Source organism: Marinovum sp. (assembly GCF_048263515.1).
Taxonomy (GTDB): Bacteria; Pseudomonadota; Alphaproteobacteria; order Rhodobacterales; family Rhodobacteraceae; genus Marinovum.
This window is the reverse complement of sequence record NZ_JBLXEC010000010.1, coordinates 62,552-81,381: the sequence shown is the minus strand read 5'-3', so window position 1 is coordinate 81,381 and position 18,830 is coordinate 62,552. Positions and strand designations below refer to the sequence as shown.

21 protein-coding genes are annotated in these 18,830 nt (G+C 66.8%); 5 read left to right on the top strand and 16 right to left on the bottom strand.

The features are described 5' to 3' along the window. Nucleotides 1-2 precede the first annotated feature (2 nt). The 6 genes from dxs to ACN0SE_RS11325 all read right to left on the bottom strand — a co-directional run bounded on the left by dxs (nt 3) and on the right by ACN0SE_RS11325 (nt 5,378). On the bottom strand, nt 3-1,931 hold the full coding sequence (dxs, locus tag ACN0SE_RS11350) for a 1-deoxy-D-xylulose-5-phosphate synthase (protein ID WP_417524636.1): 1,929 nt from the start codon (nt 1,929-1,931) through the stop codon (nt 3-5). 18 nt (nt 1,932-1,949) lie between these two features. Continuing rightward, nucleotides 1,950-2,819, bottom strand: a complete 870-nt coding sequence (locus tag ACN0SE_RS11345) for a polyprenyl synthetase family protein (RefSeq protein ID WP_417524635.1) — start codon at nt 2,817-2,819, stop codon at nt 1,950-1,952. A 63-nt stretch (nt 2,820-2,882) separates the two neighbouring features. Further along, a complete protein-coding gene (locus ACN0SE_RS11340; RefSeq protein WP_323765914.1) occupies nt 2,883-3,125 on the bottom strand; it encodes an exodeoxyribonuclease VII small subunit in 243 nt (80 codons plus the stop codon). Next, nucleotides 3,122-4,045 carry a histone deacetylase family protein gene (locus ACN0SE_RS11335; protein ID WP_417524634.1) on the bottom strand — a complete coding sequence of 308 codons (924 nt, stop codon included), beginning with the start codon at nt 4,043-4,045 and terminating at the stop codon, nt 3,122-3,124. The genes ACN0SE_RS11340 and ACN0SE_RS11335 overlap by 4 nt, the downstream gene beginning before the upstream one ends. Nucleotides 4,046-4,185: 140 nt before the next feature. Next, a complete protein-coding gene (locus ACN0SE_RS11330) occupies nt 4,186-4,887 on the bottom strand; it encodes a response regulator (RefSeq protein WP_417524633.1) in 702 nt (233 codons plus the stop codon). Further along, nucleotides 4,884-5,378, bottom strand: coding sequence for a MarR family winged helix-turn-helix transcriptional regulator (locus ACN0SE_RS11325; RefSeq protein ID WP_417524632.1), 495 nt, complete (start codon nt 5,376-5,378; stop codon nt 4,884-4,886). The genes ACN0SE_RS11330 and ACN0SE_RS11325 overlap by 4 nt, the downstream gene beginning before the upstream one ends. Before the next feature lie 161 nt (nt 5,379-5,539). Here ACN0SE_RS11325 and ACN0SE_RS11320 point away from each other — a divergent pair, with 161 nt between their 5' ends. Next, nucleotides 5,540-6,409 carry a branched-chain amino acid aminotransferase gene (locus tag ACN0SE_RS11320; protein ID WP_417524631.1) on the top strand — a complete coding sequence of 290 codons (870 nt, stop codon included), beginning with the start codon at nt 5,540-5,542 and terminating at the stop codon, nt 6,407-6,409. A gap of 420 nt (nt 6,410-6,829) precedes the next feature. Here ACN0SE_RS11320 and ACN0SE_RS11315 read toward each other — a convergent pair whose 3' ends face one another. Continuing rightward, complete coding sequence (locus ACN0SE_RS11315) at nt 6,830-7,516, bottom strand: response regulator transcription factor (RefSeq protein ID WP_417524630.1); 687 nt, start codon at nt 7,514-7,516, stop codon at nt 6,830-6,832. Nucleotides 7,517-7,668: 152 nt separating this feature from the next. Between ACN0SE_RS11315 and ribA the strand changes: the two genes are divergently transcribed. Next, nucleotides 7,669-8,763 carry a GTP cyclohydrolase II gene (ribA, locus tag ACN0SE_RS11310; RefSeq protein ID WP_417524629.1) on the top strand — a complete coding sequence of 365 codons (1,095 nt, stop codon included), beginning with the start codon at nt 7,669-7,671 and terminating at the stop codon, nt 8,761-8,763. Then, nucleotides 8,763-9,242 carry a L,D-transpeptidase family protein gene (locus ACN0SE_RS11305; RefSeq protein ID WP_417524681.1) on the top strand — a complete coding sequence of 160 codons (480 nt, stop codon included), beginning with the start codon at nt 8,763-8,765 and terminating at the stop codon, nt 9,240-9,242. Before ribA ends, ACN0SE_RS11305 begins: the two co-directional genes overlap by 1 nt. Before the next feature lie 3 nt (nt 9,243-9,245). Here ACN0SE_RS11305 and ACN0SE_RS11300 read toward each other — a convergent pair whose 3' ends face one another. The 9 genes from ACN0SE_RS11300 to sfsA all read right to left on the bottom strand — a co-directional run bounded on the left by ACN0SE_RS11300 (nt 9,246) and on the right by sfsA (nt 17,294). After that, nucleotides 9,246-9,734, bottom strand: a complete 489-nt coding sequence (locus ACN0SE_RS11300; protein ID WP_417524628.1) for a hypothetical protein — start codon at nt 9,732-9,734, stop codon at nt 9,246-9,248. Between the two features lie 3 nt (nt 9,735-9,737). Beyond that, nucleotides 9,738-10,229: an RNA pyrophosphohydrolase gene (locus ACN0SE_RS11295; RefSeq protein WP_417524627.1), complete on the bottom strand. Its 492-nt coding sequence runs from the start codon at nt 10,227-10,229 to the stop codon at nt 9,738-9,740. A 59-nt stretch (nt 10,230-10,288) separates the two neighbouring features. After that, nucleotides 10,289-11,629, bottom strand: coding sequence for a S41 family peptidase (locus ACN0SE_RS11290; protein ID WP_417524626.1), 1,341 nt, complete (start codon nt 11,627-11,629; stop codon nt 10,289-10,291). 7 nt (nt 11,630-11,636) lie between these two features. Further along, entirely contained in the window at nt 11,637-12,758 is a 1,122-nt protein-coding gene (locus ACN0SE_RS11285) for a murein hydrolase activator EnvC family protein (protein WP_417524625.1), read from the bottom strand. Further along, the gene (gene gpmI, locus ACN0SE_RS11280; protein ID WP_417524624.1) at nt 12,755-14,278 is read right to left on the bottom strand and encodes a 2,3-bisphosphoglycerate-independent phosphoglycerate mutase; all 1,524 of its coding nucleotides are present in this window, start codon (nt 14,276-14,278) and stop codon (nt 12,755-12,757) included. Before gpmI ends, ACN0SE_RS11285 begins: the two co-directional genes overlap by 4 nt. 109 nt (nt 14,279-14,387) lie before the next feature. Continuing rightward, nucleotides 14,388-15,200, bottom strand: a complete 813-nt coding sequence (gene map / locus ACN0SE_RS11275; protein ID WP_417524623.1) for a type I methionyl aminopeptidase — start codon at nt 15,198-15,200, stop codon at nt 14,388-14,390. Nucleotides 15,201-15,268: 68 nt separating this feature from the next. Then, complete coding sequence (locus ACN0SE_RS11270; RefSeq protein WP_417524622.1) at nt 15,269-15,730, bottom strand: GNAT family N-acetyltransferase; 462 nt, start codon at nt 15,728-15,730, stop codon at nt 15,269-15,271. Next, nucleotides 15,727-16,584 carry an EamA family transporter gene (locus ACN0SE_RS11265; protein ID WP_417524621.1) on the bottom strand — a complete coding sequence of 286 codons (858 nt, stop codon included), beginning with the start codon at nt 16,582-16,584 and terminating at the stop codon, nt 15,727-15,729. Before ACN0SE_RS11265 ends, ACN0SE_RS11270 begins: the two co-directional genes overlap by 4 nt. After that, nucleotides 16,581-17,294, bottom strand: a complete 714-nt coding sequence (gene sfsA, locus ACN0SE_RS11260; protein ID WP_417524620.1) for a DNA/RNA nuclease SfsA — start codon at nt 17,292-17,294, stop codon at nt 16,581-16,583. The genes ACN0SE_RS11265 and sfsA overlap by 4 nt, the downstream gene beginning before the upstream one ends. Before the next feature lie 45 nt (nt 17,295-17,339). Here sfsA and ACN0SE_RS11255 point away from each other — a divergent pair, with 45 nt between their 5' ends. Then, the gene (locus tag ACN0SE_RS11255; RefSeq protein WP_417524619.1) at nt 17,340-18,062 is read left to right on the top strand and encodes a competence/damage-inducible protein A; all 723 of its coding nucleotides are present in this window, start codon (nt 17,340-17,342) and stop codon (nt 18,060-18,062) included. Then, nucleotides 18,059-18,787 carry a GNAT family N-acetyltransferase gene (locus ACN0SE_RS11250; protein WP_417524618.1) on the top strand — a complete coding sequence of 243 codons (729 nt, stop codon included), beginning with the start codon at nt 18,059-18,061 and terminating at the stop codon, nt 18,785-18,787. The genes ACN0SE_RS11255 and ACN0SE_RS11250 overlap by 4 nt, the downstream gene beginning before the upstream one ends. Nucleotides 18,788-18,830 lie beyond the last annotated feature (43 nt).

Sequence of the window (18,830 nt, the reverse complement as noted above, 5' to 3'; positions counted from 1 at the left end):
CCTCACGCCCGCGACGACTTGATCTCCGCGACGCCCAGAACCTCGAGCACCTTGGCCTCGATATCCTCGGCATTCAGCCCCGCCACCGCATACATGTCGCGCGGGCTGGCCTGGTCGATGAAAATGTCCGGCAGCACCATCGAGCGGAATTTGAGCCCGTTGTCGAACACGCCCTCATCCGCCAGTAGCTGCGCCACATGGCTGCCAAAGCCGCCGACGGCGCCCTCTTCGACGCAGATCAACGCCTCGTGCTCGGCGGCCAGCTTCAGGATCAGATCGCGGTCGAGCGGCTTGGCAAAGCGTGCATCGGCCACCGTCGGGCTGATGCCCTTGGCGCCCAGCGCCTCGCAGGCGTCGAGCACCTCCTTGAGCCGTGCGCCGAAGGACAGGATCGCCACGCCCTTGCCCGCGCGCACCATGCGGCCCTTGCCGATCTCCAGCGGAACGCCCTTTTCCGGCATCTCGACGCCGACGCCTTCGCCACGCGGATAGCGAAAGGCGATCGGCCCCTCGTCATGCGCCGCGGCGGTTGCGACCATGTGCACCAGTTCGGCCTCGTCGGCGGCGGCCATCACCACCATGCCCGGCAGATTGGCCATGAAGGCAATGTCGAAGGCCCCGGCATGGGTGGCACCATCCGCCCCGACAAGACCCGCGCGGTCGATGGCAAAGCGTACCGGCAGGCGCTGGATGGCGACGTCATGCACCACTTGGTCGTAGCCGCGCTGCAGGAAGGTCGAATAGATCGCGCAGAACGGCCGCATCCCGCCCGCCGCAAGCCCGGCGGAGAAGGTCACGCCGTGCTGTTCGGCAATGCCCACGTCGAAGCAGCGACTGGGGTAGCGGGTGTTGAAGAGGTCGAGCCCGGTGCCATCGGGCATCGCTGCGGTCACCGCGCAAATCCGGTTGTCGGTCTCGGCGGCCTTGATCAGCTCCTGGCCAAAGACCTTGGTGTAGGAGGGCGCGTTCGACGGCGTCTTCTTCTGCTTGCCGGTGACCACGTCGAACTTGGCCGTGGCATGGCCCTTGTCGTCGGCGCTCTCGGCCGGGTGATAGCCCTTGCCCTTCTTGGTCAGCAAATGGATCAGGATCGGCCCGGTCGCCCGCGCCTGCACCGTGCGCAGCACCGGCAGCAGCTGGTTCAGGTCATGGCCGTCGATCGGCCCGAGGTAGGAAAAGCCCAGCTCCTCGAACAGGGTGCCGCCCACCGCCATGCCCTTGAGCATGTCCTTGGCGCGCTTGGCGCCTTCGCGAAAGGGTTCGGGCAGCAGCGAGACTGCGCCCTTGGCGGCGGCCTTGAGATCCTGGAACGGCGCCTCGGCATAGAGCCGCGACAGGTAAGAGGACATCGCGCCGACGGGCGGGGCGATCGACATCTCGTTGTCGTTGAGGATGACGATCATCCGCTTGCCCAAATGGCCAGCGTTGTTCAGCGCCTCAAACGCCATGCCGGCGCTCATCGCGCCGTCGCCGATCACCGCGATGGCATCGCCGTGCCCGGTATCGCAGGCGCCGCCCAGATCGCGCGCCACGGCAAAGCCCAGGGCGGCGGAGATCGAGGTGGAACTATGCGCCGCGCCGAAGGGGTCGTAAGGGCTCTCGGAGCGCTTGGTAAAGCCCGACAGCCCGTCCTTCTGCCGCAGGGTCCGGATGCGGTCGCGCCGCCCGGTGAGGATCTTGTGCGGGTAGCACTGGTGGCTGACGTCCCAGATGATCTTGTCGCGCGGCGCGTCAAAGACTGCATGCAGCGCCACGGTCAGCTCGACGACGCCAAGGCCCGCGCCCAGGTGGCCGCCGGTCTCGCTTACCGCGCTGATGGTTTCCGCGCGCAGCTCATGCGCCAGCCGCACCAGCTCCACGTCGGACAGGCGTTTCAGGTCGGCAGGGCCGCGGACGTGGTCCAGCAGCGGGGTTTCCGGGCGGTCAGACATGCGCGGCTCCTTGGCCTCTCAATTGTCGCGCGAGATAACGAAGCGGGCGGCCTCGCGCAAGGTTTCGGCCCGGGGGCCGTAAGGCGAGAGCGCATCGCAGGCCTCGGTGACCAGCGCCTGCGCCCGTTTGCGGGCCGGTTCCAGCCCCAGCAACGAGACGAAGGTGGCCTTGCCCGCCGCCGCATCCTTCTGCAGGCGTTTGCCGGCTTTCTGCGCATCGCCTTCCACATCCAAGATGTCGTCGGCGATCTGAAAGGCAAGGCCCAGCGCCTGCGCATAGTGCCGCAAGGGGGCCGGATCGGCCTCGGCCAGCCGCGCCCCGGCCTCGGCCGACCACTGGATCAGCGCGCCGGTCTTGCCGGCCTGCAGCCGGGTGATTTCCTGCAGGTCAAGCGGCGCATCGGCGCTTTCCGCCGCGATATCAAGCGCCTGGCCCAGCACCATGCCGCGCGCCCCCGCCGCCCGTGCCAGCGACAGCGCCAGGTCGGCACGCACCGCAGGCGCGTCATGGCAGCGCGGATCGCTCACCATCTCGAACCCCAGCGTCAACAGGGCATCGCCGGCCAGCACCGCCGTCGCCTCGGTCCATTTCACATGCACGGTGGGTTGACCGCGGCGCAGGTCGTCGTCATCCATGCAGGGCAGGTCGTCATGCACCAGGCTGTAGGCGTGCACCGCCTCGATCGCCCCGGCGGGCCAGAGCCCATTTTCCTCGGCCACGCCATGCAACCGCGCGCTCTCCATCACCAGAAAGCCGCGCAGCCCCTTGCCGCCGGTAACGGCATAGCGCATCGCGCGGGTGACCGGCAGGTCATCCATCGCGGCAATCACCCGCTCGAGATGGGCCGAGACGCGGGCAGCGTCCGATTTCAGGGCATCGGTGAACATGCGGGGGATCCTCTCGGGCGCAACCCGGCGAAAGCTGCCGAAACGCGGCGCCTGCGCCTGTGGTTACAGGCCTTCGACCGGGCGCGAGCCGGTGGCATTGCCCTCGGCGTCGGTGGTGATCGCATGGACCTTTTCCTCGGCCTCCTTGAGCTTCTGCTCGCAGCGCTTCTTCAGCGCCGCGCCCCGCTCGTAGAGCTTGATCGAATCGTCGAGCGCCACGTCGCCGCGTTCCAGCTGGCCGACCACGCGCTCCAGCTCGGCCATGGCCTCTTCGAATGTCAGATCGTCTACTGTCTTCTCGCTCACGCCGCGGCCTCCTGAAGCGTTTTCACATGGGCGGTGACTGCCTCCGCCAATGCGGCCAGATCATAACCGCCTTCCAGAACAGAGACCACCCGGCCCTCGCAACAGTCTTGCGCCACCTGGCAGATCTCCTGCGTCAGCCAGACGAAATCCTCGGTCGACCAGTTGAGATTGGCCAGCGGGTCGTCGCGATGGGCGTCGAAACCGGCCGAGATCAGGATCAGCTCGGGCGCAAAGTCGCGCAGCCGCGGCAGCACCTCATGAGTATAGGCATCGCGCATCTCGTAGCCATCAGAGCCCGGCGCCAGCGGGATGTTCAGCACGTTGCCATGCGCCCCCCGCTCCGAGGGATCGCCGCTACCGGGCCAGAGCGGCATCTGCTGACTGCTGACAAACAGCGCGCGTGCCTCGTCCCAGAGCAGCGCCTGGGTGCCATTGCCGTGATGCACATCGAAATCCACCACCGCGACGCGGCTCAACCCGTGCCGCTCCAGCGCATGTTTCGCGCCGATGGCGACATTGCCGAACAGGCAGAACCCCATCGGCGTCTCGCTTTCGGCATGGTGCCCCGGGGGCCGGATGGCGCAGAAGGCGTTCTTCACCTCGCCCGCCAGCACCCGGTCGACCGCCTCGCGCACCGCGCCGACCCCGCGCCAGGCCGCCGCCAGCGATCCCGGCGACATCCAGGTATCCGCATCCAGCGCCTTTTGCCCCGTCGCCGGCTGCGCCCCTTCAAGATAGGCCACGTAAGCCTCCGGGTGGCAGAGCAGTACATCCGCCCGTGCGCCCTCCGGCGCGGTCTCAACCTGCACATCCGCCTGTCGCAGCGCGTGCAACACATGCTCCAGCCGCGCCACCTGTTCCGGATGGCCCTCCGGCGTCACATGTCCCAGCCCCGCCTCATGGCTCAACACCAAGGTCATCGTGCCTCCCCCCTGCTTCTTCTCTTTGCAAAATACGCCAGTGCCCCATACACGCCAGGCCCCACGGCACAGAAGGCTCCGCCGGCCCGACATAAACCCCGCATGCGGGTGGGCAAGTCTGCCCACCACCTGCCGCAAGATCAATCCGGCGCCAGCATGTACCCCGCCCCGCGCACCGTCTGCAGGTAGCGCGGTTGTTTCGGATCGGCCTCGAGCTTGCGCCTGAGTCGCGTGATCTGCACGTCGACCGCGCGTTCCTGGCTCTGACCCTTGTCGCGGCCGAGGTCCTCGACCAGCTGCGCGCGGCTCACCGCCTCGCCGGGCTTGGCGGCAAAGATCCGCATCAGCTGGCTCTCGGTGGCGGTCAGGCGCACCTGCTCTTCGCCCTGCCAGAGCTCGCCGCGGGCGATGTCATAGCGCAACGGCCCCAGCGACAGCAGCTTGGGCAGCGCATTGGTCTCCGGCGCCTCCGGCATGCGCCGCAGGATGGCGTTGATCCGGAGCAGCAGCTCCTTGGGTTCGAAGGGTTTGACCAGGTAATCATCGGCGCCGGCCTCGAGCCCGGCAATCCGGTCCTCGGTCTCGCCCTTGGCGGTGAGCAGCAGGATCGGCGTGGTCGAGGTCTGCCTCAGGTCGCGGGTCAGGCTGATGCCATCCTCGCCCGGCATCATCACGTCGAGCACGATCAGGTCGAAATCGAGCCCTGACAGGATGCGCCTGGCATGGCCGGCATCGCGCGCCGCCGAGACGAGGAAGCCGTTGCGGATCAGGAATTTCTGAAGCAGCACGCGGATGCGTTCGTCGTCATCGACGATCAGCAGGTGCAGGTCATGCGCGGTCATGGCCGCGGCTCCCGCAGGGCAAGATAGTTGCGCCGCATGTCGGCATCCATCATTGCCTCGAGTACCTGGCGAAATCCGGCCACGGCCTCGGGTCCGGCCTTGCGATAGGCGGCGCGCATCCGCGCCCGCTGGGCATCCGACAATTGTGCCTCCAGGGCCTTGCCCTCCTCGGTCAGGTAGAGGTGGCGCTCGCGCTTGTCCAACCGGCCCACCCTGCTTTCCACAAGACCGTCAGCGATCAGCGTGCGCAACACACGGTTCAGCGATTGCTTCGTGACCCCGAGGATGTTGAGCAGGTTGTTGACGGTGGTGCCGGGGGCACAATTGATGAAGTGGATGGCCCGGTGGTGTGCCCGGCCATAGGCATATTCATCGAGGATCCTGTCAGGGTCGGCGGTAAAGCCGCGATAGGCAAAGAACATCGCCTCGATCCCCTGCCGAAGCTGTTCATCGGTCAGATAGAGCAGCTGTTCTCCGCTTGGCTCTGCCATGCCTCTCCCTTGTCTTGCCTGTCTGCCCTGTCACAGTACGTCAGCCTTGTTGACATTCCAAGGCTCAACTGCTAGCGACGGACAGTTTTTGCGCAATATTATGTCCACATCGGTCCGAATCTGCGCAACTTATGGAAAATGAAGGGCTTTGGAGGAGCGTTATGGCTGGCTCATATGATGATCGCGACGGCAAGATCTGGTTGGACGGCACGCTCGTCGACTGGCGGGATGCAAATGTGCACATCCTGACCCACGGGCTGCATTACGCCAGCTCGGTGTTCGAGGGCGAGCGCGCCTACAACGGCAAGATTTTCGAAAGCCGCCGGCATTCCGAGCGGCTGCACAAGTCCGGCGAGCTGCTCGACATGCCGATCCCGTTCTCGGTCGATGAGCTGGAAGCCGCGAAATACGAGGTGCTCAAGGCCAATGGCCTGACCGACGCCTATGTGCGCGCGGTGGCCTGGCGCGGGTCTGGCGAGGATATGGGTGTCGCCTCGGCGCGCAACCCGGTGCGGGTCGCGGTCGCGGCCTGGGAATGGGGTGCCTATTACGGTGACGCCAAGATGAAGGGCGCCAAGCTCGACATCTCCAAGTGGAAACGCCCCTCGCCCGAGACCATCCCGACCTCGGCAAAGGCCGCTGGCCTCTACATGATCTGCACCATGTCCAAGCACGCCGCCGAGGCCAAGGGCTGCTCCGACGCGCTGTTCATGGACTACCGCGGCTACGTGGCCGAGGCGACGGGCGCCAACATCTTCTTCGTCAAGGACGGCGAAGTGCACACGCCGCTGCCCGATTGCATCCTCAACGGCATCACCCGTCAGACGGTGATCGGCATGCTCAAGGACCGCCAGATCGCGGTGCACGAGCGCCACATCATGCCGGAAGAGCTGGAAGGCTTCGAGCAGTGCTGGCTGACCGGCACGGCGGCGGAAGTGACGCCGGTGTCGCAGATCGGCGACTACACCTTCGAGGTCGGCGCGCTGACCCGCGACATGGCAGAAGCCTACGAAGAGCTGGTGCGGACGTAAGCCTGTCCGCTTGGGGTTCGAAAGGGCGGGGGGGTCTCCCCGCCCTTTTTCGTTGGAGCGCTCCGAGCCGCGTATCGTCGGGCCGCGGTGCGGCGACCTCTGCCAGTTCGGCAGCGCTTTATCTCGGCCAAGTCCGAAAGAGATCAGATCGGCGCGCTCACGCCAGCCAAATCGCCGTGCCGGGGGGCGGCCCGGCGATGCGCGGCGGCTTGCAGCCGCTGTTAACGCGCTGGCGCTCAGGACATCTGCTGGGGGCTGATATTGCCCAGATGGCTCCCACCCAAAAAAAGACCCGAGCCGAGGCCCGGGTCAGTCCAACAGGGAGGAGCATGTGATAACCCGCACATGCAACGGGATCTCGTTCACCTTAAAAGGTACACCGAACCTAGCACTTTTTCTGCCACCGATCCATGCGACCTTTCAGGCATTCAGCCGATATCCGCCAGATTCAGTCACAAGAAGCCTTGCATTTGACGGCTCAGGCTCAATTTTTTGGCGCAACCTGTAGATGTGCGTCTCGAGCGTATGTGTCGTCACGCCGGCATTGTAGCCCCAGACCTCGTGCAGCAGCACGTCGCGCGGCACCACGCCTTCGGGAGCGCGATAGAGGTATTTCAGGATGTTGGTCTCTTTCTCGGTCAGCCGGATCTTGCGCTCGTCCTCGGTCACCAGCGTCTTCATCGACGGCTTGAAGGTGTAGGGCCCCAGCGCAAAGACCGCGTCCTCGCTCTGTTCGTGCTGGCGCAGTTGGGCGCGGATGCGGGCCAGAAGCACCGGGAACTTGAACGGCTTGATGACGTAATCGTTCGCCCCGGCATCAAGCCCGAGGATGGTGTCGGCATCGCTGTCATGGCCGGTCAGCATCAGCACCGGCGCCTTGACGCCCTGCTTGCGCATCAGCCGGCAGAGCTCGCGGCCGTCGGTGTCGGGCAGGCCCACGTCGAGGATGATCAGGTCGAAGTGCGACGCCTTGACCTTTTCCATTGCCTCGCCGCCATTGCTGGCCTCGAAGACCTCGAAATCCTCGGTGATGACCAGCTGTTCGGCCAGCGCCTCGCGCAGGTCGTCGTCGTCATCCACCAGAAGCAGGTTCTTCAGTTGTGCCATCTCGGTCTCTCCAATTCGCTTGCTTCCGACATTGGGGCGCGGCGGGCCTGGGGCAAGTTTTGCTGCAGCCCGTTCACGCGCTCGTGTGATATTGGCCCGCGGGATGAGGAAATGTTTCAATTCCCGATCATTAAGCGCTACATCCGGAGCCGATGACTGGACATTTCGCCCCTGACACCGCGGAGCTGATCAACCGCGCGCGCGCCGATCTTCGGATGGGGGTGCCGGTCGTGCTCTGTGGTCATGGCAGCAGCGCGCTGGTGCTCGCGGCCGAGACCATGGGCCCGGCGCGGCTGGCCACGCTCAGGGCGCTGGGCGGTGCCCCGGTGCTGGCGATCACCGGACGGCGGGCCGAGACGCTGAAAGCACGGGCCTATGACGGCGATGTCGCGCGGCTGCCGCTGCCCGAAAGCGTCGATTGCGGCTGGATTCGGGCGATGGCCGACCCCGCCGATGATCTGCGGATGCCGATGAAAGGCCCGCTCTTTGCCCTGCGCGACGGCGATGCGGCGCTGCACCGGCTGGCGGTTTCTCTGGTCAAATCGGCGCAGCTTCTGCCTGCCGCCGTGGTGCTGGAAACCGCGGTCGAGAGCCTGCCGGAGGTCGGCCTGCTCACGCGGCTCGATGCCGAAAGCGCCGGGCCTCTGCTGCTGCGCGCCACCGATCCGCATCCGGTGGTGGCCGCGCGCCTGCCCACACGGCTGGCCCAGGGCGGACGGCTGCACATCTTTCGCCCCGACGATGGCGGCGTCGAGCATTACGCCTTTGAGATCGGCCGGCCCGATCGCAGCCAGCCGGTGCTGGCGCGGCTGCATTCGGCCTGTTTTACCGGCGATGTGCTGGGCTCGCTGAAATGCGACTGCGGCCCGCAGCTGCATGCTGCGCTGGCGCAGATGGGCGAAGAGGGCCGGGGCGTGCTGCTCTACCTCAACCAGGAGGGGCGTGGCATCGGCCTCGCCAACAAGATGCGCGCCTATTCGTTGCAGGATCAGGGCTTTGACACGGTCGAGGCCAACCACAGGCTGGGCTTCGAGGATGACGAGCGCGATTTCCGCATCGGCGCCGATATCCTCAAGACCATGGGGTTTGCCCAGGTGCGCCTGCTGACCAACAACCCGCGCAAGATTGCGATGATGCAGGACACCGGCATCGCAGTGACGGAACGGGTGCCTCTCAAGGTCGGCCAGACCGACCAGAACGCCGCCTATCTCGCCACCAAGGCGGCGAAATCGGGGCATCTGCTATGATGGTGCTGACGCCGCGTGGACTGCGCTTTGCCGGGCGGCTCTGGCCCTGCACCATCGGCAAGGGCGGGCTGGCCGCTGACAAGCGCGAAGGCGACGGCGCCACCCCGCGCGGGGTGCATCACATCACCGGGCTGCTCTATCGCCCCGACCGGATCGCCCGCCCGGCGCCTTGGGCCGAGCCGATCCGGCCTGGCGATCTCTGGTCCGACGATGCCGGTGACGTGGACTACAACACGCTGGTGCGTGCGCCCTACGCCGGCTCGCACGAAGTGCTGCGCCGGGCCGATCCGCTGTATGATCTGGTGCTGCTGACAGACTGGAACTGGCCGGTGGCGACGTCCGGGCGTGGCTCGGCGATCTTTCTGCATCGCTGGCGTCGGCCGGGCTATCCGACCGAGGGCTGCATCGCCTTCCGCCCGGATCACCTGCGCCGGATCGCGGCGCTGGCCGCCCCCGGCACGCGGCTGATTGTGCCCTGAGCCCTAGCGGTGCAGCCGCGGCGTGCAGTCGCCGCCGTTGTGGCAGGCGATCACCTGTTCGGTCATCTCTGGCGTGGGCGAGCCGAAAGCAAAGCCGCCGCAGGGATTGATCGTGACCTCTGGCGTCTCGGCGTCGAGGTTGACGAAGGCCAGCACTTCGTTACCGGTCACCGCGCCGGCGCACCACGGGCCATAACATTGCGCATTCAGCACGATCTCTTCGTCATAAGGATGGTTGAAACCCGCGCGGGTCAGCGCCTCGCCCTTCAGGCGGGCGGGAATGCGGGTGTCTGGCGGGTTGTTCTGCTGGTTGGCCATGTCGGTCTTGGGCAGCAGGCCCTCGTCAAAGCTCATCTGCCCCAGTACCACCATGTAGCGGTCTTCGCTTTTCTCGGCATCGCGATAGGTCGCGGCCACGTCATGTGGCAGGCAGGTCAGCGCCTGGGCACCGGCGGCCCAGAGCAGCAGGGGAAGGGAAGTCAGAAGGCGCATCTGTCACCTCTCGAGATACGGGCGGAACTCGTCGACGACGCGGGCATAGACCTCGCGCTTGAAGGGCACGATATGGGCCACCAGCTGGTCATGCGGCAGCCAGCGCCATTCCGAGAATTCCTGGTGGTCGTCGGCATCGATCCGCACCTGGTCGTCGCTGCCATGGAAACGCATCAGGAACCACTTCTGTTCCTGACCGCGAAACCGGCCCTTCCAGATGCGCGGCACCAGATCGTGCGGCAGGTCGTAGGGAATCCAGGTCTCGGTCTCGGCCTCGACCGTCACCAGCTCGGGCAGCACGCCGGTCTCTTCCTGCAATTCGCGGAGCGCGGCGTCGCGGGCGTCCTCTCCGGCGTCGATGCCGCCCTGGGGCATCTGCCACGCCGGGGTCTCGCTGTCGATCCGCTGACCGACAAAGACGCCACCCTCAGGATTGACGAGCATCACGCCGACATTGCGGCGATAGGGCAGGCGGGCGATCTCTTCGGGGGTCATCGGGGCCTCCTGCTGATGGAGCGCCGCCCCCGGCGCGAGGTCCGGGGACGGATCAGGTCTTACTCGGACTTGCTGCCGAGGGCCGAGAGGCCCTTGAGGATGTCGATGGCATAGGCCAGCTGGTAATCCTCTTCGCGCAGCGCCGCGGCGGCCTCGGCCTTGGCCCGGTCGGCCTCGATCTGTTCGATCTCGTCCTCGGTCAGGCTGTCATTGTCGAGCGAGCCGCGCAGATCGGCCTCGGAGCGCGAGTTGGGCGTTGTGTTGGGATCCTCTTCCTCGTCGGCGGGGGTGCGACGGGGCTGTTCCACCACGATGTCCGGCGAGACACCCAGCGCCTGGATCGAGCGGCCCGAGGGCGTGTAGTAGCGCGCGGTGGTCAGGCGCATGGCACCATCGCCGCGCAGCGGCATCACCGTCTGGACCGAACCCTTGCCAAAGCTCTTGGTGCCCACGACGATGGCGCGGCGGTGATCCTGCAGCGCGCCGGCGACGATTTCCGAGGCAGAGGCAGAGCCACCGTTGATCAGCACCACCAGCGGCTTGCCCTCGGCCAGGTCGCCCGGCGTGGCATTGTAGCGCTCGCCGTCCTGCGGATTGCGACCACGGGTCGAGACGATCTCGCCCTTCTCGAGGAAGGCATCAGACACCCGGATCGCCTGGGTCAGCAGGCCGCCGGGGTTGTTGCGCAGGTCCAGCACGATGCCATTGACGTTGTCGAGCCCGCCGGCGGCCTCGATCTCCTTGGCCAGACCCTCTTCGAGATTGGGCGTGGTCTGGTCGTTGAAGGTGGTGACCCGCAGCACGACGGTCTCGCCCTCGGTGCGGGTGCGCACGGCGGTCAGGGTGATGGTGTCGCGGATGATCGAGACATCGAAGGGCTCGGGCTCGTTCTCGCGGACCACGGTGATGATGATTTCCGAGCCGACCGGCCCGCGCATCATCTCGACCGCCTCGTCGAGGGTCAGGCCGAGCACCGATTCGCCGTCAACGTGGGTGATGAAATCGCCCGCCTCGATGCCGGCGGCATCGGCCGGGGTGTCATCGATCGGCGAGACCACCTTGATGAAGCCTTCTTCCTGGGTCACCTCGATTCCGAGACCGCCGAACTCGCCGCGGGTCTGCACCCGCATGTCGGCGGCGTCATCCGGCGAGAGATAGCTGGAATGCGGGTCGAGCGAGGTCAGCATGCCGTTGATCGCGGCTTCGATCAGGTCGCCTTCGTCCACCTCCTCGACATATTGCGCGCGGATGCGTTCGAAGATGTCGCCAAACAGGTCAAGCTGCTCGTAGACATTGCCCGAGCGGCTTTCTTCCTGCGCCAGCAGCGGCCCGGCAAGCTGTGTGGTTGCGACAATGCCTGCCAGCGTACCGCCGACGGCGGCCATGACGAACTTCTTCATTGATGTCTTATCCCTTGTCGGTGGTGCGGAACCAATCTTGCGGATCCACTGGCTGATTCAGCTCTCTGACCTCTATATAGAGCGTTTCCGGGCGGGCGTTTCCAGCCCCATCACCCGATAGTGACACATCTGTCTGCAACTCTCCGCCCATCAGACCGACCGGATCGCCGGCGGGCAGAACCTGCCCGGTCTGGCCAAAGACCGCCTCGAGCCCGGCGAGGATGAAGAGCGTGTCGGCCTGCGGTTCGAGAATGGCGACGAGGCCGTAGTTCAGCAGCGGCCCGGCGTAACGGATGGTGGCGGCGGTGGGCGTGGTCACCACGGCCTGCGGCCCGGTGGCGATCAGCACGCCGGGGCGGCGCACGCCGGCGGCATCGGCCTCGCCGGCGCGGCGCAGCAGCTGGCCCTGCACCGGCAGCGGCAGGTTGCCCTTGCGGTGGCTGATATCGGGCAGGCTGCCCGGCGCCTCGTCCTGGGCAATGGTGGCAAGACCGCTGGCAAAACCTTCGAGCGTTTCGGTGGCGGCGATCAGCACCGCGGTCTGCAGCGGGTTCTCGACAAAGCGGCGCGGCAGGTCGGTGCGATCGGCCACCGCTTTCGACAACGCGGTGCGTGCCTCCTGCGCGCCCTCGAGGCCTTCCTGCAGCTTGGCGGCGGATTGCTCCTGCAACAGCCTGAGCGCCTGCACATCCTGCAGATCGGCGCGCAGGGCATCGGCGCGGGCCTTCAGCCCCGGCGTCACCTCGGCCAGCAGCATGCCGGCCCGGGCGGTGCCGGTCGGCCCCGAGGGATGCAGCAGCGTCGCCGGCGCCGGCGCCCGCGACATCGACTGCAACACACCCAGCAGCTGCGAGATTTCCTTGTCGCGCGCCTGCAGGTCCTCTGTCAGCTGCGCCTCCTTGAGCGAGGCCGCACGCATGCCGTCGCGCAGCGCCGCGAGGCCGGTCTCGTAGCCCTTGACGATCTCGGTCAGCGCCTTGACCCGCTCGCGTCCGCCACGCGCCTCGCTCAGCGCCTCGGCGCTTTCCTCGAGCATCCGCACCGCGTCGCGCGCGGCCTCGGCGGTGCTCATCTGCGCATGCGCCGTGCCCGCGAGCAGGCACAGCAGGGTCACGGCACGCAGGATCATGCGATGAGGCTCTCTCCGGTCATTTCCTCGGGCGTGTCGAGGGCCATCAACGCCAGAATCGTCGGCGCCAGATCGGCCAGCCGTCCGCCTTGGCGCAGGCTGGCGTCCTCGGGCCCGCCCACCAGGATCACCGGCACCGGGTTGAGCGTATGGGCGGTATGCGGCCCGCCGCTCTCGGGGTCGATCATCATCTCGCAATTGCCATGGTCCGCCGTCACGATCATCGCGCCGCCGGCCTTTTCCAGCGCCGCGAGCGCCCGGCCGAGGCCGGTATCGACCGACGCACAGGCCTTTTTCGCCGCTTCGAGATCGCCGGTATGGCCGACCATGTCGGGATTGGCAAAGTTCACCACGATCAGGTCATAGCCGGTTTCGATGGCCTTCACGAACTGGTCAGAGACCTCTTCGGCGCTCATCTCGGGCTGCATGTCATAAGTCGCCACCTTGGGCGAGGGCGCCATGTAGCGGTCTTCGCCCTCTTCGGGGACCTCCTTGCCACCGTTCAGGAAGAAGGTGACATGCGGGTACTTCTCGGTCTCGGCCAGGCGGAACTGCTTCAGCCCTTTCGCGGCCACCCAGGCGCCCAGCGTGTTCTTGACCACCTTCTTGGGATAGGCGGCGGCCATGAAGCTGTCATGGGTCTTGGAGTAATCCACCATGCCGAGGATCGAAGCCCATTGCGGCCGCTTGCGGTCGGCAAAGCCGTCAAGGTCGTCCTCGCCCACCGCCAGCAGGATCTCGCGCGCCCGGTCGGCGCGGAAGTTCAGGCAGAAGAAACCATCGCCGTTCCTGGCGCCGTCATAATCGCCGATCAGCGTGGCGGGGATGAACTCGTCGGTCTGGTCACGCGCATAGGCCTCCTTGACCGCCTCGATGGCATTGGCGGCCCTGTGCTCGGCCTGGCCGCCGACCATGGCCCGATAGGCCTTTTCCACCCGGTCCCAGCGGTTGTCGCGGTCCATGGCGAAATACCGCCCGGTGACGGTGCCCACCTTTGCACCCTCCGGCAGCTTCGACACCAGTGTCTGCAGGAAGCCGTCGGCGGATTGCGGCGCCACGTCGCGGCCGTCGGTCACCGCATGCACCACCACCGGCACGCCGGCGCTGACGATCATCTCGACCGCGGCCAGGACGTGATCGATATGGCCATGCACGCCGCCATCCGAGATCACGCCCATCAGATGCGCGGTGCCGTCATGGCCGCGCACGCTCTCGATGAAGGCATGGATGGCCGAGTTGGAAAAGAACGACCGATCCTCGATCGCCAGGTCGATGGCGCCAAGGTCCATCGCCACCACCCGGCCGGCGCCGATGTTGGTATGGCCGACCTCGGAATTGCCCATCTGGCCGGTCGGCAGGCCGACGTCATTACCATGGGTGATCAGCGTCGCATTGGGACATTCCGCCATCAGCCGGTCGAAGTTCGGGGTGTCGGCCTGGGCCACGGCATTGCCCTCGGTCAGGTCCGACAGGCCCCAACCGTCGAGAATGCACAGAACCACGGGTTTCGGAGCAGGCATCACAGTATCCTCGTTCTGATCTGGTCCCCGGCCGGTGACATCCTGTCACCTCCTAGGGCTTCTTCTCTTTTAAAATACGCCAAAGCCCGGCCCGCCACGGGCGCGCGGCTCATTCGGAATAGGTCGGGTGAAACAGGCCGGCAGGCGACAGGGTGAAAATCTCGGCCCCGTCAGAGGTCACGCCGACCGAATGTTCGAACTGCGCCGAGAGCGACTTGTCCCGGGTCACCGCGGTCCAGTCGTCCGACAGCACCTTGGTCTCGGGTCGGCCCAGGTTGACCATCGGCTCGATGGTGAAGAACATCCCTTCCTCCAGCACCGGCCCGGTGCCGGCGCGGCCATAATGCAGCACGTTGGGCGGCGCGTGAAAGACCGTGCCCAACCCGTGACCGCAGAAGTCACGCACCACCGACATGCGCTGCGCCTCGACGAAGCTCTGGATCGCATGGCCGATGTCGCCGAAGGTATTGCCCGGCCGCACCGCCTCGATGCCGCGCATCAGCGCGTCATGGGTCACCTGGATCAGCCGCTCGGCCTTGCGCGGCAGCTTGCCCGCCACGTACATCCGCGAGGTATCGCCGAACCAGCCATCCTTGATCACGGTCACGTCGATGTTCAGGATGTCGCCGTCCTTCAGCTTCTTGTCGCCGGGAATGCCGTGGCAGACCACGTGGTTGACGCTGATGCAGGAGGCGTGCTGATAGCCCTTGTAGCCGATGGTGGCCGACTTGGTGCCCAGTTCTGTCACCCGCTTCTCGATAAAGGCGTCAAGCTCACCTGTGGTCTGGCCGACCTCGACCAGCGGGGCCACCTCGTCGAGGATCTGCGCGGCGATCTGCCCGGCCGCATGCATGCCGGCGAATTCCGCGGCGTCGTGAATCCTGATGCCGTCGCGCGTCATCCGTCCCTTGTGACGGTTCATGGCCTTGCTCCGTTCAACTCTGTTGCCCCTATTTATGCGCTTGCAGCGAAAAGAACCAGAGTCAGAGGCTATCGCAGCGGTTTTTCCAGCCTTTTGGCCCCCGGAGCGACCGGCAGGTAGCCGCGGGCCAGGTAAAACCGCCGCGCGGTGGCGGTGCTGTCGAGGCTTATGGTGGCACATTCGTCGGCGCGGGCGATGTCCTCCATCGCCGCCAGCAGGGCAGAGCTCACGCCGGCAAAGCGCGCCTCGGGCGCGACATAGAGCACCTGGACCAGCGCCGTGGCATTGATCATCCCGACGCCGGCAAGGCGACCCGCCACTTCGGCCACCAGCACGCCGGCTCCGGGTACCGCCAGCCATTTGAGCCAGTTGGCTTCGGTCTTGCTGGCGAGCCAGGGGTCCAGCTCTGCAGGGTCATTGCCGTGATCGGCCGTACAGAGCTCGGTGATCGAGCGGCGCAGCACGTCCATCGCCGCCGCGGCGTCCGAGGGGCGCCCGGCCCGGATCACGAGGCTCTCCGCTTGGCTCATCCCGTCACCAGAAGTGCCATGCCCGCCACGATCACCACGGCCCAGCCGGCACGGCGGCGCAGGTGCCCTTCGCCCAAGATCAGCGAGCCCGCCAGCACCGTGAGCACCACGCTGACCTCGCGCACCGGGGCGACATAGGCCACCGGGGTGAATGTCATGGCATAGAGCACCAGGATATAGGCCAGCGGGTTGAACACCGCGATTGCCAGCACCGCGCCGCGGTGCGTGGCCCATGTGGCGCGCAAGGCCACCCGACGCCGCAGGGCCAAGGGCGTCAGCAGCACCGTGCGCGCGGCGCTCGAGACGTAATCCAGCAGCAGCGGCGAGATCATCACCACAGAGACGGAATAGGCGTCCCAGACCGTGTAGCTGCCGATCAGCCCGCCCGCGGCCAGCCCGAAGCCCAGCGAGACCAGCGCCTGCCGGCCGCGGATCTTCAGCCCGCCGCTCAGCATCACCACGCCGCTCACGATCACCGCCGCGCCCAGGGCCATCTGCGGCGAAATCGTCTCGCCCAGCACGGCAATGGCAAAGCCGGTGGACAGGAGCGGCCCGGTGGCCCGCGCAATCGGATAGACCACCGACAGGTCGCCCTTGCGATAGCCGGTCTGCAGCAACAGGAAATAAGCCATGTGCAGCGCCGTGCTGCCGATGAGGAACAGCAGCTCCGGCGGCCCGAAGCGCGGCGCCTGCGCCACGATCACCCAGAGCGCCAAGGGCGCATAGATCACCACCGAGAGGATCGAGAACAGCCAGACCAGCTCGGGCCCGGCGTTGACCTTCTTGAGGCAGACATTCCAGGTCGCGTGGCAGAGCGCCGCCGCCAGCACCAGCGCCAGACCGGCGAGGCTCACGGCGCGGGCTCGTCGAAGGGCAGCGCACCGCCGGGCAGGATTGCCTCGGGGGTGAGGGCGCAGCCCAGCACCATGACCTCGACACCCGCCGCCCGCGCCGCGGCAAAGCCCGCCGCATAGGCCGGGTCGATGTCCGCCGCCAGCCGCATGGTGGTGCAGTCGTTGCGCTGGATCAGGTAGAGCATCACCGCCCGGTGGCCCTCGGCCGCCATCGCCGAGAGCTCGGCCAGGTGCTTGGTGCCGCGCGCGGTCACGCTGTCTGGAAACTCCGCCAGCCCCGGCGCGCGGCTCAGCGTCACCGATTTCACCTCGACATAGCAGTCGCGCCGCCCCGGCGCGATCAGCAGGAAATCGATCCGGCTGTTGGTGCCATATTTCACCTCTGGCCGAACCGCTGCGTATCCCTCGAGCCCCGGCACCGCGCCTGCCTCCAAAGCCGCGCGCAGCGCCCGGTTGGGCACCGAGGTATCCACCCCTACCAGCACGCCCTCGGCGGGCGACACCAGCCGCAACCCATAGTCCAGCTTCTTCTTCGGGTCGTCGTTGGGCTCCAGCCAGACGCGAAAGCCCGGTTCGGCCAGTCCCAGCATCGAGCCGGGATTGGCGCAATGGGCCACCACCTCGCGGCCATCGTCGAGCCGGCAATCGGCGAGGAAACGTTTGTAGCGGCGCAGCAGCGTGGCCGGCACGAGAGGGGTTTGAAAGCGCATGCGCCCGGCCTATACCTCCCAAAACCTGCATTCAAGGAGGCCCTGATGGCCAATCCCACCGCCGCCATGCTGGTGATCGGCGACGAGATCCTCTCGGGCCGCACCCGCGACGCCAACATGCATTACCTCGCCGGCGAGCTGACCAAGCACGGCATCGACCTGCGCGAAGTCCGCGTGGTCAGCGACGACGCCCCGGCGATCGTCGCGGCGGTGCGGGCGCTGTCGGAGGGGTTCACCCATGTGTTCACCTCGGGCGGTATCGGTCCCACGCATGACGATATCACCGCCGATTGCATCGCCGAGGCCTTTGGCGTGCCGATCGACGTGCGCGACGACGCTCGCGCGCTGCTGGCCGCGCATTACGAGAGCACCGGCCGCGAGCTCAACGAGGCGCGGCTGCGCATGGCGCGCATCCCCGAGGGCGCGACGCTGATCGACAACCCGGTGTCGATTGCGCCCGGTTTCACCATCGGCAACGTGCATGTCATGGCCGGCGTGCCCAGCGTCTTTCAGGCGATGGTCGCCACGGTGCTGCCGACACTCTCGGGCGGCGCGCCGCTGCTCAGCCAGACCCTGCGGGTGCAGCGCGGCGAAGGCGATATCGCCGGGCCTCTGGGGGCGCTGGCCACGGAATTCGACGATCTCTCCTTCGGCTCCTACCCGTTCCAGCAGGACGGCGCCTATGGCTCCAACATCGTGATCCGCGGCCAGGACGGCGCGCGCATCGACGCGGCGATGACCCGGCTCAAGGCGCTGTTTTCCGAATGAGGCCGGGCGCCCAACAGCTGATGGCGGTCTGCGAGGTCACCTGGCCGCCGGCGCGCAGCTTTGCCGCCGGGCCCTTTCAGCTGCGCGATGGCGCCGGCGGCGGAAAGCGGGTTTCGGCCGCGACGCTCCTGCCCGGCGCGACCTGGTCCGAGGAGGACCGGCACCGGGCCGAAGAGGAGATGCGCGGTCTGGGCCAGAGCCCGCTCTTTCAGGTGCGCGCCGGCGAGGCCGCGCTCGATGCAGAGCTTGATGCCGCAGGCTACCGGGTGGTCGATCCGGTCAACCTTTATGTCATGCCGGTGCAGGCGCTGCTCGACCGGGCGATCCCGCGGGTCACCACCTTCTGCGTCTGGGAGCTGCTGGCCATCATGCGCGATCTCTGGGCCGAGGGCGGGATCGGGCCTGAACGGATTGCGGTGATGGAACGCGCGGATTGCCCCAAGACCAGCATCCTCGGACGGATCGAGGACAGCCCGGCCGCTACCGCCTATGTCGGCCTTTCCGACGGTGTCGCCATGCTGCATGCGCTCGAGGTCACGCCCGAGAAACGCCGCAAGGGCATGGCGCAGTGGATGATGCGGCAGGCGGCCTTCTGGGCCGCCGATCAGGGCGCGGCGCATCTGTCGGTGCTCTGCACGCGCGGGAATGCCGGCGCCAATGCGCTCTATCAATCGATGGGGTTCGAAGTGGTCGGCGGCTATCACTACCGCGTCAAGGACATCTGACGCAAAGCCGCCCCTCGACGGGTGTCGAGGGGCGGCAGGTCAG